Below are 16,072 nucleotides of genomic sequence, written 5' to 3' on the forward strand. Positions count from 1 at the left end.
TTCGGTAGACTAGCCCTGTGGTCGTCTCCGCGAAAGCGCGGGTTTCTGACTTGCGACCCGGTACAGAATGGACTTCAAGATCACCCCGCGCGCTGATGAACGCATAAGCGAACGCAACCTGCGCATTTCGCCGCTCGAGTGCGGTCCGGCAAGCTCGCTTTCCGATTCGGCAGGCCCGCTTGTGGACACTCGCAACCGCGGCCTGCGCGACCTGCGCATCTCCGTCACCGACCGCTGCAACTTTCGCTGCACCTACTGCATGCCCAGGAATGTGTTCAACGACAAGTATCAGTTCCTGCCGCATGACGAGGTGCTGACCTTCGAGGAGATCGTCCGTCTGGCGAAGATCTTCCGAGGCCACGGCGTGGAAAAGATTCGCCTTACCGGGGGCGAGCCGCTGCTGCGCCATGGAATCGAGAGGCTGGTCGAAATGCTGGCGAGAGCGTTGCCAGGCGTCGATCTCACGCTCACCACAAACGGATCGGCATTGAAAGCCAAGGCCAGGGCCCTCAAGGCAGCCGGCTTGACGCGCGTCACCGTGAGCCTCGATTCCATGGACGACGCCACCTTCAAGGCCATGAACGACGCCGATTTCCCCGTAGCCAAAGTGCTCGAAGCTATCGACATGGCTGCAGCCGAAGGGTTCAGCCCAGTCAAGATCAACATGGTGGTCAAACGCGGTGTCAACGACGGGCATGTCGTCGACATGGCCCGCTACTTCAAGGGTTCCGGGAACATTGTGCGCTTCATCGAATTCATGGATGTGGGCGCCACCAACGGCTGGAAGATGGATGACGTCATCCCCGGTGCGGAGGTGGTCAAACGCATCCACGAGGTGTTTCCTGCGAACCCGTCGACCCCAACTATTCCGGTGAAGTTGCCAGGCGCTGGCGCTATCAGGATGGCGCGGGCGAGTTCGGCGTCATCTCCAGCGTTACGGAGGCCTTCTGCGGCGCCTGCACCCGCGTGCGGCTTTCCACCGATGGCGCGATCTACACCTGCCTGTTCGCTCGGAAGGGCTCTGACCTGAAGTCGATGATGCGCACCGGAAAGAGCGATGGGGAGATTCACAACGCCATCGCCGCCATCTGGCTGCACCGCGACGACAACTACTCCGAGATCCGCACCGCGGAGACAGCGAAGCAGCAGAAGGTGGAGATGAGTTTTATCGGGGGTGAACGGGTCCGCATTTCCAACCTTTGGTGGTTCACAAAGCCTGCCTCTTCGACATTAAACTGCAATGCCTGTCTGGTGGTCTGTTCCTACTCTGGCGGTGGTGCATCGTAATACTTGACAAAAAGTATGGTTTTGGGACCATGGCTGTAGTTGGAACCGCCCGATGAAGATTACAGCCCAAGAAGAATACGGTCTTCGCTGCATCCTGCAACTGGCTTCTGTGCCCGCCGGGGAGCCTCTTGCCGGCGGAGAGATTGCGCGGCGCGAAGGTCTCTCCTGTCCCTATGTCGAAAAGCTGCTCTGGACCCTGAAGAGGGCTGGTCTCACCAAGAGCCATCGAGGGGTCAAGGGGGCTACGTATTGTCGAGGTCCCCTGAAGAAATCAGTCTCGGCGATGTGCAACGGGCGTTCGGTAGCCTGTGGGCGACAAAGGACATTTGCAGCCGCCATACGGGCAACCGCAGGACATGCGTTCATCATGGGGGCTGCGCTCTGCGGCCGGTCTGGGAGGGCATCGAACAATACATTGTGGGGGTGATGGACGGCATTCCAATTTCCCAACTCCTGGGCAAGGAAGCGCTGGTCCAATTGTCGCTGGAGGAGACATTTCGCATGTCTGCCTAGGTTCAGGTTCGCGAATTATTTTTTTGACGTGAAACAGGAAATTTTTGTCAGGTTTAAGTTTTAAGGATGGCCTCAGTTTTGCAACTGCACAAAACGCGTTGAATCGGACGCGTTGAACTCCAGGAGGAGGCATCATGAGTACCGACACGAAGATCATAGACTCTCTTGTCGAGGGCGAATATAAGTGGGGCTTTGTCACTGAAGTTGAGTCGGACTCGGCCCCGAAGGGTCTGAACGAAGACACCATTCGCCTTATTTCGACCAAGAAAAACGAGCCGAAATTTATGTTGGAGTGGCGCTTGAAGGCGTTCCGTCACTGGCTAAAGCTGGAGAAACAAGAGGCTGAGCCGAAGTGGGCCAACATCAAATACGACGCCATCGACTATCAGGACATCATTTACTACTCCGCGCCTAAACCCAAGAAGGCCGGGCCGAAGAGTCTGGATGAAGTGGATCCCGAGATACTTCTCGCATACGAAAAACTTGGCCTCCCACTGAATGAGCAGAAGCGGCTGGCCGGCGTGGCGGTGGACGCGGTGTTCGACAGCGTCTCCGTGGCTACCACATTTCAGGCCAAGCTCGCTGAGATCGGCATTATCTTCTGCCCGTTCTCGGAGGCGGTGCAGCGCCACCCCGAACTGGTGAAGAAATATCTGGGTTCGGTGGTGCCCTACTCGGACAACTTCTTCGCCGCTCTGAACGCGGCCGTATTCACCGATGGCTCGTTCGTCTACGTCCCCAAGGGGTTCGCTGCCCGATGGAGCTGATGACCTATTTCCGCATCAACGCGGCGGATTCGGGCCAGTTCGAACGCACGCTGATTATTGCCGACGAGGGTTCCTATGTGAGCTACCTCGAAGGCTGCACGGCGCCGACCCGCGACAAGAACCAGTTGCACGCCGCGGTGGTTGAGCTGGTTGCGCACGACAACGCCGAGATCAAGTACTCGACCGTGCAGAACTGGTATCCGGGAGATCCCGTGACGGGCAAGGGCGGGATCTATAACTTCGTCACCAAGCGCGGCAAATGCGAAGGGTGAACTCGAAGATCTCCTGGACGCAGGTGGAGACCGGCGCTGCCATCACCTGGAAGTACCCGAGCGTCATCCTCCAGGGCGACAACTCCGTGGGCGAGTTCTACTCGGTGGCGCTCTCGAACCACTGGCAGCAGGCTGACACCGGCACCAAGATGATTCACATCGGCAAGAACACGCGGAGCACGATCATCGCCAAGGGTATCTCCGCCGGACACGGGCAGAACACCTATCGCGGCGGAGTCAAGGTGCTTAAGGGCGCAGTAGGGGCCCGCAACTACACGCAGTGCGATTCCCTGCTGATCGGCGACAAGTGCGGGGCGCACACCTTCCCCTACATCGAGGCGAAGAACTCCACCGCGCGCATCGAGCACGAAGCATCGACCTCGAAGGTCGGCGACGACCAGATCTTCTACCTGCAGCAGCGCGGCCTGCCGAAGGAAGATGCGCTTTCGATGATCATCAACGGCTTTTGTAAACAGGTCTTCCGCAAGCTGCCGATGGAGTTCGCCGTCGAGGCGCAGAAGCTGTTGAGCGTGAGTTTGGAAGGGAGTGTTGGCTAGCCTATGTCTATGTTGGAAATAAGAAATTTACACGCGAGAATCGAAAACCGCGAGATACTCAAAGGTCTCAATCTGACGGTGAATGCCGGGGAGGTCCACTCGATCATGGGACCGAACGGCTCGGGGAAAAGCACGCTCGCGCAGGTGATGGCCCGTCGCGAAAACTACGTGGTCACCGAAGGCGAGATACTGCTCGATGGCAAGGACCTGCTGGCTATGAAGCCGGAAGACGCAGCCTGCGAGGGCGTTTTCATGGCCTTTCAATACCCGATTGAGATCGCTGGAATCAGCAACGCCTACTTCCTGCGCGCAGCGCTGAATGCCGTCCGGAAATACCATGGCAAAAAAGAGATGGATGCCATGGACTTCATGCCGTTCTATAAGGAAAAGATGAAACTGCTCGAGGTGGACGAGAGTTTTATGACCCGCTCCGTGAACGAAGGCTTCTCCGGCGGCGAGAAGAAGCGCAACGAGATTCTGCAGATGGCGTTGCTGGAGCCCAAGCTCGCTATTCTGGACGAGACCGACTCCGGACTCGATATCGATGCGATGCGCATTGTGGCCAACGGCGTCAACGCCATGCGCAGCCCCGACCGGGCCATCATCGTCATCACCCACTACCAGCGTCTGCTGGACTACATCGTTCCGGACTTCGTGCATGTGCTCGTCGATGGGCGGATCGTCAAGTCGGGCGGCAAGGAACTGGCGCTGACGCTCGAAGAACAGGGTTACGTTGGGGTCGAGACAGAGGCCAGTGCAACTGCGGTTGCGGTTTGATGGAGGGTACGAACGTGTCGACGACCATACAACAGCCCCCGAGCTACCTGGAAACGTTCCTTCAGTTGCAGAAGCAGTCGCCAGTCCATCGGCAGGAGTCCTGGCTGCGAGGCGTGCGCGAGGACGCGTTTACCAGTTTCTGCCAGTTGGGCTTCCCTACCGTCCATGACGAAGACTGGCGCTTCACCAGCGTTGCGCCCATTGCCCAGACTACATTCCATCTCTCCGAGATTCCCAAAGACGAAACCGATACAGTCACCGAGGACGACATCTCTCCGTACAGGCTGGAGAGTCTGGCCGCGCAACTCGTGTTTGTGAACGGACGCTATGTGTCGAGACTTTCGCGCCTGCCAGCGGGGCACAAGGGCTTGCAGGTTTCCAGCCTTGCCGAAGCGATGCTGAAGGAGCGGGAAAAATCGAACCGCATCTCACACGCTACACCGATTCCAGCAAGGAAGCCTTTACGGCACTGAACACGGCGTTCTTCGAGGACGGAGCATTCGTGTTCATTCCCGGGGCCTTGCGCTTCAGAAGCCTATCTATCTTCTGTACCTCAATACCGGCAGCGAAACCCCACGGATAGCGAACCCGCGCAACCTGATCATGGCCGGCGAGAACAGCCAAGGCACGATCCTCGAGGACTATGTCTCGCTGGGTGTCGGCGTGTCGTTCACCAACGTCGTGACCGAGGTCGTCGCGGGGGAGCAGGCGGTGCTTCACCACTACAGGATCGAACGCGAGAGTACGGAAGTGTTTCACGTCTCCACGCTCAGCATCCAGCAGGGACGCAGCACGACAGTCAATTCGCATTCGGTGCTGACCGGCGGTGCGCTGGTACGCAACAACATACAACCGGTGCTGGCCGGCGAAGGCGGCAACTGTCTGATCAACGGTCTGTTCGTCGGCAATGGCCGGCAACATCTGGACAATTACATGAAGGTGGAACACAGGAGCGCACATTGCGCCAGCCACCAGTTCTACAACGGCATTCTGGACGGTGAGTCGCGCGGCGTCTTCCATGGCCGAATCCTGGTGTGCAAAGGCGCGCAGCAAACCGACTCGAAACAAACCAACCGCAACCTGCTCCTGTCGGACACTGCGCAGATGGACTCGAAGCCGCAGCTTGAAATCTTTGCCGACGACGTGAAGTGTACGCACAGCGCGACGATAGGCCAGATCGACGAGGAAGCGCTCTTCTACCTGCGCTCGCGCGGTCTCGATGAAGCTGCGGCCGAAGGCCTCTTGTTGTTCGCCTTTGCCAGCGAGTGCCTGGAACGGATGAATCCGGGCTCGATTCGCAATCATCTGGCGAAGATCATCATGCGGGCGTTGCCCCAGGCTAAGCAATCGGAGGCGGCGCTATGAGCATAACTGCCAACCGCGTAAGCGCTGTGGCCGCTGGTTTCGATGCTGCCAGGCTAAGTAAAGACTTTCCCGCGCTGAACCAACTCGTGCACGGCAAGCCACTCGTCTACCTGGACAACGCCGCGACGTCACAGAAGCCGCGGTCCGTCATCGACGCCATCACGCGCTTTTACGAAGAGGATTGTTCGAACATCCACCGCGGCGTGCATCTGCTCTCCGAGCGCGCGACCGAGGCGTATGAAGAGGTACGGCTCGCCGTCCAGCAGTTCATCCATGCAGCCAGTCCCGCCGAGGTGATCTTCGTCCGCGGAGCCACGGAAGCCATCAACCTGGTGGCGCAGAGCTACGGCAGGATGCATGTGCAGGCTGGCGACGCAGTCCTGATCTCGGCGATGGAGCACCACTCCAACATTGTGCCCTGGCAGATACTGTGCGAGGAGAAGGGTGCGAAGCTGCACGTTATTCCGATGAACGATCGCGGCGAGCTCTTGCTCGAGGAGTATGAAAAGCTGCTGACCCCTGAAACAAAACTGGTGGCTGTGGCGCATGTGTCTAACGCCCTCGGCACGATCAATCCGGTGCGGCAGATCATTCGCATGGCGCATGAACACGGCATCCCCGTGCTGGTGGATGGTGCTCAGGCTGTTCCTCACCTCCAGGTGGACGTACAGGACTTGGACTGCGATTTCTACGCCTTCTCCGGGCACAAGATGTACGGACCGACGGGAATTGGCATCCTGTACGGCAAGCAGCGGCTGCTCGAAGCCATGCCTCCTTATCAGGGCGGGGGCGACATGATCAGCTCGGTCACCTTCGAGAAGACGACCTACAACTCCCTTCCCCACAAGTTCGAGGCGGGTACGCCGGACATCTCCGGGGTCATCGGCCTAGGCGCAGCCATCGAGTATTTAACGCGCATCGGGCTGGACAACGTGGCGGCGCACGAGCACGACCTGCTGGCCTATGCCACGGAGCGGATCTCCCTGTTGCCAGGGGTTCGCGTGATCGGCACCGCGCAGAAAAAGGCCGCTGTGCTTTCCTTCGTCCTCGACGGCATACACCCGCACGACATCGGCACCATCCTCGATCAGGAGGGGATCGCTGTTCGCACCGGGCATCACTGCGCCCAGCCGGTGATGCAGTTCTTTGGCATACCGGCGACCACACGCGCTTCCTTTGCGCTGTACAACACAGAAGCGGAGGTCGATGCCTTGATGCGTGGGATCACAAAGGTTCAGGAGATGTTCGCATGATGCCAGAATCGCGGGACGTTCGGGATCTCTATCAGGACATGATCCTCGAGCATTGGAAGAGGCCGGAAAACTTTCACCCCTGCCCGATGCAAACCGGAAGGCGGAGGGCTTCAACCCGCTCTGCGGCGACCACTTCACAGTGTTCCTGCAGCTCGATAACGATACGGTCACGGACATCAGCTTTGAGGGTTCGGGCTGCGCCATCTCCAAGTCCTCGGCCTCGATGATGACCGCCAGCCTGAAGGGCAAGACGAAGAGCCAGGCACAGGAGTTGTTCGCGCAGTTTCAACGGCTGGTTACGAACCAGACGAGCGAGGCGGATGAAGAAGCAAACCTCGGCAAGCTGGTTGTCTTTTCCGGCGTCTGTGAGTTCCCCGTGCGGGTGAAGTGCGCCATCTTGGCATGGCACGCGATGATGTCGGCCCTCGATCAGAAGAACGACACGGTTTCAACCGAGTAGTCGCCCCATCGAGTTGCAATGCGAGACACAGCCAAAGCTGGCAATGAACTGGCGTTTTAGCAGGCTGTACAAATGAAAGGAGCGCTTGAATGATTACGCTGACAGCACACGCGGCTGAGGTTGTGCGAGGCAATATCGGCAAGGAGAAGTTACCGGTGGACACGGCGCTGCGGCTCGGGGTCGTCAACGATGGCTGCAAGGATAGCAACACCCAATACCGCTACGTGCTGGAACTCGATTCGGAGGCGGTTCGTCCCGGCGACCACCTCTTCGAGAGCGAAGGAATCACGATACGGGTCGATCAGCAGAGTCTGGCCCATCTCGACGGGGTTAAGCTGGGAGTCAAGCAAGGCCCCCACGGAAACGAATACATGTTTCTAAATCCTCACGCGGAACATAGTTGCAGCTGCGGGAACACTTTCTCGGAAGTTATGCCGGACATACAAGTCAAGGAAGTGGAGGCAAACTAATGGCTGTAAACGAAATGGTTTCTCTTAGCCGCGATTGTAAGGTGAGCATCATCCCCAGCGGGGAGACAATGATCCTAGCTACCGGCACTCAGGTCTGGATTACGCAGGCGTTGGGCGGCTCCTACACGGTGATGACAGGGACAGGTCACATGGTCCGCATCGATAACCGCGACGCTAACGCTATCGGAAAAGAGGTCACACCCCCACCAGGCAGCACAAAAGGCGCGGCTGAGGGCTCCCTGGAGAAGATGGTCTGGGAGCAATTGAAAACATGCTACGACCCTGAGATCCCAGTCAACATCGTGGACCTCGGCCTCGTGTATCACTGCGGGGTAACGCCGCTGGCCGAAGGCGGCAATCGAGTGGACGTACGGTTCACGCTGACTGCTCCGGGTTGCGGCATGGGCGGCGTGCTCAAGCGAGACATCGAGGGCAAGGTCGCCCGTATTCCGGACGTAACCCAATGCAGCATCGAGGTTGTTCTGGATCCGCCCTGGAACCAGGGCTTGATGTCGATGGCGGCACAGCTGCAGCTTGGCCTGATGTAAGCCTGCTGCGAGGATTGGAGAGCAATGCGACCCGAAATCGAAAGTACGGAAGGAATCGACATGCCAATGGCCCCAGCAAAAGCCCGCGAAGAAGGATCCGCGGCCCAGCCGGCCATCGGCCCGGACGCCACGATGGCTGATGTTCTCCATGCCTACCCAACCGCCAAGATAGCGCTGTTTATCCGGTATCACATCGGGGGATGTACCAGTTGCAGTTATCAGCTCACTGACACGCTTGCGGAGGTCTGCCAGAATTACAGCATCGCGGATTCTTTCGAGGCCTTGCGCGCCGTCATCCGGCAAAGCGCAAGCGTGGAGGCGAAGATCCATATCTCGCAGCAAGAGCTTGCCAGCGCACTCCAGCGGGGAGAGGGCCTGCGGCTTCTCGATACGAGATCAACCAGCGAATGGCAGGCAGGCCACCTCGTGGGTGCGCGGCCGGTCACGGTGGAATTGACCTTCAACGCGCTCGATTCCTGGTCTAAGGAGACCCCGATCGTTTTCTACTCCAACGAGGGACGGAGGAGCCTCGACAAAGCAGCCTACTTCCAGGCCTACGGTTTTACGAACGCTCGCAGCCTCGACGGTGGAATCCAGGACTGGCCAGGCAGGCTTGAATCACCCCTGACCGCCACTCTTACGTGATTGAGATACCCGCGAATCTCAAAGGAATCCGAAATTCTTTTCTGACACCGATCAGCTCATAAAAAATGAATGCGTGGGTTAAGCAACTGACAGGCAAAACAGAAGTCCCTTTCTAAGAAGTTCTGTCTACTGAGCGACCGACTCCCCAAAGCCAGCTAGTGCAAAGTATTCTCATGACAAACGATCTTGCTCCCCGCATACTTTCGGCGGATAGAATGAGTGGCGGCGTAATCATCACGTTCAGCGATGGCAAGTGCGCAATTTACTCAGCGTCTCTTCTACACGCAACGTTAACGCAAGCTAAACAATTTTTGGAGCCAGTCAAAGATAAGTAAAGAGGATCACCCTTCTTCGGAGGGCTCCTTATCGTTCTGGTTTGCTGCTATCTTGCGGTATCGCTTTCCAGTCTTGGCGGCCTTCGCTTCTTTGAATCTTCTGTCTAATTCTTCCTCGGATACAGACATGCTTTTATCCATTTGCCTTATCGAATTTTTCAAATTCTTCCTCAGTCTCTCGATCTTTTTTATTCGGCATCGTGCTCCTCCAACGAAGCCTGCAAACGCTTCATCATGATTAGCTATCGCGACGCTGACTCGGGGCGCCCAGTCCTCTAATTTGTGATAATCTCGCTTTCCGAATGCTCAGATCTTTGGTGAGGCCAACTGTCATGAGCAACTCCGCTGCGAATCGGCGCTCTGCGAGTATTCCGCAGATCGCGTGAGAAGGCGTCTTGCACGCCTATATGAGGAAGCTGCCGGGAGGTTATATGAGGCTGCGCTATTGATTTCAACAAATGTTGGTCTAAAGGGAGAACTAACCGGCTTTCAGTTCGACCACTCCAGAAAGGTGCGCACGCAGACCGAGCCTGACGCTGCAGCTCAGGGAACTCCAGCCGTAGCGGCATTGGTGCGCTATGTCACAGTCGGTCACAGAGTTTACGTAATTGCAGACAGCGGATGCGGCTATTTATGACTTCGACGCGGGAGTTTGTGCGTCCGCACCGTGCTTCTGACAGTCACTCCGAATCGTCACACCAGAGTGTCATTTCTTTTCGGACGACATCCAGAAACTGGTCGCCTGTTCGTTCATCACCCCGAGGAAATGCCTCGACGATGACCGGGCATCGCGGTCGACATGACCTCCGGGGCGCGTACACATGCAAAGCAGCGATCGAAGCTGAGAAGGCAGATGCGGAGTTCTTTCGAAACTGGAAGCATAGTGTGACAGTATGACACTCATATGATCGTGAACGCATCTTCGTCACGCTAAAAGCCCCGAGCATGAAGATAGAAAACCATTCCTGATGCCACAAGACAATAGATTCCGAAGAGATACCACTTCCCGGATTCTAGCCAGCTCGACAGCCACTTGAGGCCTATAAGGCCTGCCACAAACGCCACTCCCATCCCCAGCAAACTTAGCCCGAGCGTTCCCTGTAAATTCAGGGCCGTGCCGGTTGCCGCTGCCTCGTGCGTGGCCTTTACCAGCCGCATGACCTCATAGCCTACAACTGCTGGCGTTAAGCACAACAGCCAATGCGAAGCTGAAGTCTCGGCATGTTCTCGGGTTGTACCAGCGAGCATTCCAGCAGAAATCGTTGAACCCGAACGAGAGAACCCACGAAACGGCAAAGACAACCCTTGAACGACCCCCATTAGACTCGCTTCTCTGTCTTCTGACGCTTGCCGACGAATCATAGGACGGTGCTCCAGAACTCCAGCTGTGAGGATGATGATCCCTGCAACCGCCGTGTAACGGACCCCTCCCCGGTGGCGTGGCAGGGTCGGCGGGTGACCGCCGCCCCCTATGCCGATCTCACGGGCAACCCGGAAATTATGAACATGCGAGCATGTCTGATACGCCTGAGCTGACCCGCCAGCACGGCCTGCAAGGTCAAGTCTGGCCCATCACAAATCATGTGCTCGACTCCGTTCAGGCCGACACGGACTCAATGGAGAGCTTCCGTAGTAGCTTAAAATCGTCAAGCATCTTGCCAGTCCCCAGAACAACGCAGCATAGAGGGTCATCGGCAATTGAGACAGGAAGTCCGGTTTCTTCTCGGATGCGCCTATCCAAATCCTTCAAGAGTGCGCCACCGCCGGTGAGCACGATGCCGCGGTCGCTGATGTCAGCTGAGAGCTCGGGCGGTATGCGCTCTAGCACCACACGAATGGCGTTCATGAGCGTCGACACCCATTCACTCAATGCCTCGCGGACTTCAGTGTCATTCAGAATGATGGTCTTGGGTACCCCTTCAATCAGGTTGCGGCCCTTGATTTCCATCGTCAGCGGTTTCTCGAGCGGGAACGCGCTCCCTATTTCAATCTTGATCCGCTCGGCGGTGCGTTCGCCAATCAGCAAGTTATATTTTTGCTTCACGTAAGTCATGATGGCTTCGTCCATTTGGTTTCCTGCCATTCGCAAAGAACGGGCGTAGACGATGCCACTCAGAGAGATCACCGCAATATCCGTGGTACCTCCCCCAATATCGATGATCATGCTTCCGGTGGGTTCACTGGTGGGCAGCCCGGCACCAATCGCCGCCACCATGGCCTGGTCCACCAGATAGACCTCGCTGGCTTTCGCGCGGTAAGCTGAGTCCATGACCGCGCGTCTTTCCACCTGCGTGATCTCCGCGGGCACACCAATCACAATGCGTGTATGCACCAACATTTTGCGATTGTGCGCTTTCTGGATAAAGTAATTCAACATCGTCTCGGTCACTTTGAAATCGGCAATGACCCCCTCTTTCAACGGCCGAATTGCAACTATGTGGCCCGGTGTACGGCCCAGCATTTCCTTGGCCTCTCTTCCCACCGCTTCCACCTCACCGCTGTTCTGGTTAATGGCTACGATCGACGGCTCGTTCACCACGATGCCCTTGCCACGAACACAAACTAGTGTGTTGGAGGTTCCCAGATCGATGGCCAGGTCGCTTGAGAAAGGCTAAAGAGCGGCCTTAGGTTGCACCCGCGCGACGCCCCGGGACAAAAACCACGAGGTGACATACGGATGCTTCTTTCTAAGCTGCCTGTTCAAAACAGGATCATCCACCGAAGTTCCTCAGCCTCAGTCCTCGTCGGCCGAATCCAGTCCACCCTAAGAGTGGCCTTCAGTTGGGGTAAGTCTCTTGTTCCTGCATGCTGCTGTTGATCACGTGCGGATAGGGTTCGAAACAGCAGGGCAAACGGAAGGATCGCAAAATCGATGGATCTCCATCCCAAGCCAAAAACAGCTTACTGCGATTGTATCTGTCAATCGTTGCGGGCTGAGTTTTGTCGAAAACTAGCTTTTCCCCGGTCACTCGCCAACTCACCGGGCCTCACCGCTATCAAGCTGGCAAGCCAAAAACAATAAAGTGAATCCACGCCGCATGGACCCTGCGGCGCCATCCACCGAACGTGAGTGAACTAGTTTCTTGCAAGGGGACGTATGTTCATAGAGCTGATGGCGCTTCTTGGGGAGCGGACGGTGATGTTGACAGTCGCTCGTATCGACCAGAATAGAATCCGCGTTAACGTGATTCCAACAAGAAAGAGGGAGGATGAAAACGCCGCATTTGCGCGCCACTCAGCTTCAGCGGCACACCAGAGGAAGTGGACGGCGAAATGGCGAGGAATCTCGGGGTGTACGTCGAGGAAAATCTGCGGCTCCAACACACCTTGGAGGAGGCGAAGGCAGAGATGGACGCCGCGGCGTAGACCGCACGTGAGCGGGCCAGCGGGAGAGCAGGTCAGACCGCAAAGAAAACGGAATTGCAGGGTGGACAACAAACCGATTCGACAGGGACCGAGGCCCGGCGGATCAGGAAAATCCCCCGTTACTTCCAGCTTGCCGGCTATCCGGAGGTTATCGCACATGGGGCTATTTAGGCGCAGTAGATAGGGACTCGGAGGATCGGATATTGTGGCCAGCAAGTGTGTACTTACCCAAGAATCGGACTGTCGCGATGCCGTCGAAGGTAACGGGCACCCACATATCGCCAAGTTGCGCAAATTGCAGGGTTATATGAATCTCCTTGAGCCAAAAGGAGGGACTCTTGACGGGCACTCCTTCAATTCGGCGGATGCGGAAAGTGCTTGCATCTACCCAGATCTGGCCGCGTAAAAGGTTTTTCTCCTTCCGCTTGGGGAAGATACCCAAAACGTACTCAGGAACAATGCCGAAGTTCTGTTGCCGAAGAAGGACGAAGTCATAGTTCGCCCGACTGATCTCGCTACTGCGTTTTTTCGTCGTCGAGTCGGTTTCCCTGTCCAGAATTTCACGAACCATTCTTTCGCCCGCCGAGTTGCCTCTCGCCTGAATAATCTTGTATGTCTTCACGTCGGGAGGAACGAAATCGATCTGCGCGATGACCTCAGAGGTGGATTGCTTATCATAGCCGCGGAACACTTTGTATTCTCGCGTCACCTCATATGGTAGAGATTGTGCGGGATCCCGGTGCAGGATGTCCTCCATGCGTTGCAGGATCAGGTTCAGATCGGGGATTTCAGCGGTGGACGAAGTTACCTGGGACGATGAGGCGAGCGTTGCCAAGAGAACGAAACCTGACAGGCGGAGCATTGGCGTAGCTGTTTTAGTGCGTCTCAAACGGACCGTCCGCAGGAGGGCATCAAGTTAGCGAGAAGAATCCCGATCCACTTGATACGGATGATGGTTTCACCCCTCGGCGCCAAAGGTCAACCGTTGCCGCTATGGCCATTCCCGACACATTCTCTATTCCCGAGTGACGGTAGGACTCTATCGGAACCACTCCACCTGCACATGATCCAAGGCGAGACGGCCTCTTCGGGGAGCGGTTCGGATAGAGCCGTGAGGAGGAAGCCGGTGGTGGGGTCGGGGCAGGATGTTTGGGGCTATGGGTTTTCAATCGCGCTGCTGATTGGAGTGGCTGATGAGAAGCGATGCAGATAGCGAGCCGGGGGCATGGAGAGTGGGCATCCGACCTGGCAAGACGGCCTTGTCCGAGGCGTGGAACACACGTCCAGGGAGCATCGCCAGAGGCAGGTGCAAGGGTCCGGTTAAACATGAGGTCAGGACGTGTCATAGGCACCTACAGGTCGAGTTTCGGCGAAGAAGATCTGAGCGGCAGTAAGTCGCTCGATAAGATACATGGGGCCTTGGCAGCGAGGGCACGGCCATGTGGCTGGCTGGGTGGAGGAGGGCGCATCTGTTGCCGGCGGCGGCTGGTGGAGCAGGTAGCGGCAGAGCGGAAGCAGACTTCCACGGGAGCGGTTGGTCAGCCAGCCGAAGTAGCGGATGCGGGGGAAGCCTCTGGGCAGCACATGCTGGAGGAAGCGGCGCAGGAACTCCTCCGGCGAGAGCGTCAAGGTGCGATGCTTGCTGCCATGCGCGTAGTCCTTCCAGCGGAAGCTGATCGCGGCATCTGAGACCGAGAGCAGGCGGTGGTTGGAGATGGCGACGCGGTGGGTATAGCGGGCCAGGTAGTGAAGGACGTGCTCCGGCCCGCCGAAGGGCGGCTTGGCATAGACGACCCAGTCCTGCTGGAACAGAGTACGCAGAAAAGCGGCGAAGTTCTTCTCTTCTGTCAGCGGCAAGCACTCGCCGTAGAATCGCAACTGATCGCGATGAAAAGCGCGTCGTAGTCCAGCAAGGAACTTGCCGCGGAAGACGTGGCTGAGGACCTTGACGGGCAGAAAGAAGTGAGGGCGCGAAGAGATCCAGTGGCTGTGATCCGGCGACAGACCGCCGCCGGGCACGACACAGTGGACATGCGGGTGAGGCTGCAGGGTCTGTCCCCAGGTATGCAGCACGGCGAGTAAACCGGCTTGAGCGCCGAGATGCTTCGGATCGGCTGCGACTTCGAGCAGCGTGGCTGCGCTGGCTTCGAACAGCAGAGCGAAGAGCCGCCGCTGGTTCTGCCACATCAGCGGCACGAGCGCGTGCGGCACACTGAAGACCAGGTGATAGTAGCCCACGGGCAGCAGCTCCTGCTGGCGCTTGGCGAGCCACTGTTCGCGAGCGTTGGTCTGGCACTTGGGGCAGTGCCGGTTGCGGCATGAGTTGTAAGAGATGGCCTGATGGCCGCAGTTGGAGCACTGATCGCGATGTCCCCCGAGCGCGGCCGTGCGGCAACGGGCGATGGCGTCGAGCACCTTCGCCTGCGGCCATGTCAACGACGCACGTTCTCGAAACCTGCTGCCTGCTGTACGGATCACATCGGCCACCTCGAAAGGTGGCCGCGTCATCCCAGTCGCTTCTCCTGCATGTTGCGGATCGTGAGTTGGTCAAGCGGGTTGATGGCGGCATGCAGATGCCGCTGGGACAGGTGCAGATAGATGGTCGTGTCTTCCAGTCGCTCATGCCCCATCAGCAACTGGATGGTACGCAGGTCGGCTCCGCCTTCCAGCAGATGCGTGGCGAAGCAATGCCGGAGCGTATGGGGGCCAAGCTTCTTCTGAATGCCCGCGCGGGTGGCCGCCGCCCGGCAGACGTTCCACACCGTCTTATCGGAGATAGGCTGATCGCTGCCGGCTGCGCTCCTCTTGCTGGGGAACAGATAGACGCGGGGCTTCTTCCAGCGCCAGTAGTCGCGCAGCGCTTCGAGCATCTTCGGCGTCAGCGGCACATCGCGGTCGCGCATGCCCTTGCCCCGGTGGATGTGGATGACCATGCGCTGGCTGTCGATGTCGCTCACCTTCAGCAGAGACGCTTCGGTGCGGCGCATGCCGGTGGCGTAGAGCAGCATCAGGAGCATGCGATGCATGCGGTTCGCCGCCGCCTCGATCAGTCGCGTCACCTCGTCCTGGCTGAGCACGGTTGGCAAGGTGCGCGGCTGCTTGGGAAAAGGCAGATCGTCGAAAGCCAAATCGCGCCGCTTCAGCGTCTTCTTGTAAAGAAACCGCAGAGCCGAGATGTTGTTCTCCACCGTGCCGAGCGCAAACTTCCTCTCGTGAAGCAGGTAAAGCTGATAGCGGCGCAGTTCTTCGCCACCCATCTGTTCGGGCGAACGGTGAAAGTACTCGGCAAACTGCTGCACAGCACGGATGTAGCCGCGGATCGTATCAGGGGAATAGTTGCGCCGCAGGAGATCGTCCAGCATGCGTCGACGGAGTGGGGTCATAGGATCCTCCTTCCTATAACCAACAACGCTAGCCCCGCCGTTCTCCTCTCGTCACACCACCACGATCCATCCGC

General features: G+C 57.8%; 14 protein-coding genes and 5 pseudogenes. 14 read left to right on the forward strand and 5 right to left on the reverse strand.

The window, feature by feature from the left end:
- Positions 1-67: 67 nt before the first annotated feature.
- From RBB80_RS27865 to RBB80_RS27930, 14 genes and pseudogenes are all read left to right on the forward strand, one after another.
- Positions 68-1,030 carry a GTP 3',8-cyclase MoaA gene (locus tag RBB80_RS27865; protein WP_433965462.1) on the forward strand — a complete coding sequence of 321 codons (963 nt, stop codon included), beginning with the start codon at positions 68-70 and terminating at the stop codon, positions 1,028-1,030.
- A pseudogene (locus tag RBB80_RS27870) lies at positions 922-1,287 on the forward strand (hypothetical protein); the annotation flags it as partial. The gene RBB80_RS27865 and the pseudogene RBB80_RS27870, both read left to right, overlap by 109 nt.
- A gap of 52 nt (positions 1,288-1,339) precedes the next feature.
- A pseudogene (locus RBB80_RS27875) lies at positions 1,340-1,501 on the forward strand (Rrf2 family transcriptional regulator); the annotation flags it as partial.
- Entirely contained in the window at positions 1,477-1,800 is a 324-nt protein-coding gene (locus RBB80_RS27880) for an RrF2 family transcriptional regulator (protein ID WP_433969920.1), read from the forward strand. The pseudogene RBB80_RS27875 and the gene RBB80_RS27880, both read left to right, overlap by 25 nt.
- A gap of 134 nt (positions 1,801-1,934) precedes the next feature.
- Entirely contained in the window at positions 1,935-2,567 is a 633-nt protein-coding gene (locus RBB80_RS27885) for a hypothetical protein (RefSeq protein WP_433965463.1), read from the forward strand.
- A pseudogene (sufB, locus tag RBB80_RS27890) lies at positions 2,567-3,396 on the forward strand (Fe-S cluster assembly protein SufB). The gene RBB80_RS27885 and the pseudogene sufB overlap by 1 nt, the downstream one beginning before the upstream one ends.
- Positions 3,397-3,405: 9 nt before the next feature.
- Complete coding sequence (gene sufC, locus RBB80_RS27895; protein ID WP_433969922.1) at positions 3,406-4,173, forward strand: Fe-S cluster assembly ATPase SufC; 768 nt, start codon at positions 3,406-3,408, stop codon at positions 4,171-4,173.
- Positions 4,173-4,756: pseudogene (locus tag RBB80_RS27900) on the forward strand (hypothetical protein). The gene sufC and the pseudogene RBB80_RS27900 overlap by 1 nt, the downstream one beginning before the upstream one ends.
- Positions 4,672-5,538 (forward strand): Fe-S cluster assembly protein SufD, encoded by an 867-nt coding sequence (gene sufD, locus RBB80_RS27905; RefSeq protein ID WP_433969924.1) that lies wholly within the window; start codon positions 4,672-4,674, stop codon positions 5,536-5,538. Before RBB80_RS27900 ends, sufD begins: the two are co-directional and overlap by 85 nt.
- Positions 5,535-6,791: a SufS family cysteine desulfurase gene (locus tag RBB80_RS27910; protein ID WP_433965464.1), complete on the forward strand. Its 1,257-nt coding sequence runs from the start codon at positions 5,535-5,537 to the stop codon at positions 6,789-6,791. The genes sufD and RBB80_RS27910 overlap by 4 nt, the downstream gene beginning before the upstream one ends.
- A gap of 52 nt (positions 6,792-6,843) precedes the next feature.
- A complete protein-coding gene (gene sufU / locus RBB80_RS27915) occupies positions 6,844-7,251 on the forward strand; it encodes a Fe-S cluster assembly sulfur transfer protein SufU (RefSeq protein WP_433965465.1) in 408 nt (135 codons plus the stop codon).
- An 89-nt stretch (positions 7,252-7,340) separates the two neighbouring features.
- On the forward strand, positions 7,341-7,721 hold the full coding sequence (locus RBB80_RS27920; protein WP_433965466.1) for a HesB/IscA family protein: 381 nt from the start codon (positions 7,341-7,343) through the stop codon (positions 7,719-7,721).
- Complete coding sequence (gene sufT / locus RBB80_RS27925) at positions 7,721-8,269, forward strand: putative Fe-S cluster assembly protein SufT (RefSeq protein ID WP_433965467.1); 549 nt, start codon at positions 7,721-7,723, stop codon at positions 8,267-8,269. The genes RBB80_RS27920 and sufT overlap by 1 nt, the downstream gene beginning before the upstream one ends.
- Before the next feature lie 60 nt (positions 8,270-8,329).
- Positions 8,330-8,914, forward strand: coding sequence for a rhodanese-like domain-containing protein (locus RBB80_RS27930; protein ID WP_433965468.1), 585 nt, complete (start codon positions 8,330-8,332; stop codon positions 8,912-8,914).
- Between the two features lie 1,265 nt (positions 8,915-10,179).
- On the opposite strand, the gene RBB80_RS27935 is transcribed toward RBB80_RS27930, so the two are convergent.
- From RBB80_RS27935 to RBB80_RS27955, 5 genes and pseudogenes are all read right to left on the reverse strand, one after another.
- Positions 10,180-10,728 (reverse strand): undecaprenyl-diphosphate phosphatase, encoded by a 549-nt coding sequence (locus RBB80_RS27935; RefSeq protein WP_433969926.1) that lies wholly within the window; start codon positions 10,726-10,728, stop codon positions 10,180-10,182.
- Positions 10,729-10,846: 118 nt separating this feature from the next.
- A pseudogene (locus RBB80_RS27940) lies at positions 10,847-11,922 on the reverse strand (rod shape-determining protein).
- 856 nt (positions 11,923-12,778) lie between these two features.
- Positions 12,779-13,372 carry a hypothetical protein gene (locus RBB80_RS27945; protein ID WP_433965469.1) on the reverse strand — a complete coding sequence of 198 codons (594 nt, stop codon included), beginning with the start codon at positions 13,370-13,372 and terminating at the stop codon, positions 12,779-12,781.
- Between the two features lie 575 nt (positions 13,373-13,947).
- Positions 13,948-15,123: an IS91 family transposase gene (locus tag RBB80_RS27950; protein ID WP_433965122.1), complete on the reverse strand. Its 1,176-nt coding sequence runs from the start codon at positions 15,121-15,123 to the stop codon at positions 13,948-13,950.
- On the reverse strand, positions 15,120-15,977 hold the full coding sequence (locus RBB80_RS27955) for a tyrosine-type recombinase/integrase (protein ID WP_433965123.1): 858 nt from the start codon (positions 15,975-15,977) through the stop codon (positions 15,120-15,122). The genes RBB80_RS27950 and RBB80_RS27955 overlap by 4 nt, the downstream gene beginning before the upstream one ends.
- Positions 15,978-16,072: the final 95 nt, after the last annotated feature.

The sequence above is a fragment of the Tunturiibacter gelidiferens genome (genome assembly GCF_051013345.1).
GTDB lineage: Bacteria > Acidobacteriota > Terriglobia > Terriglobales > Acidobacteriaceae > Edaphobacter > Edaphobacter gelidiferens_A.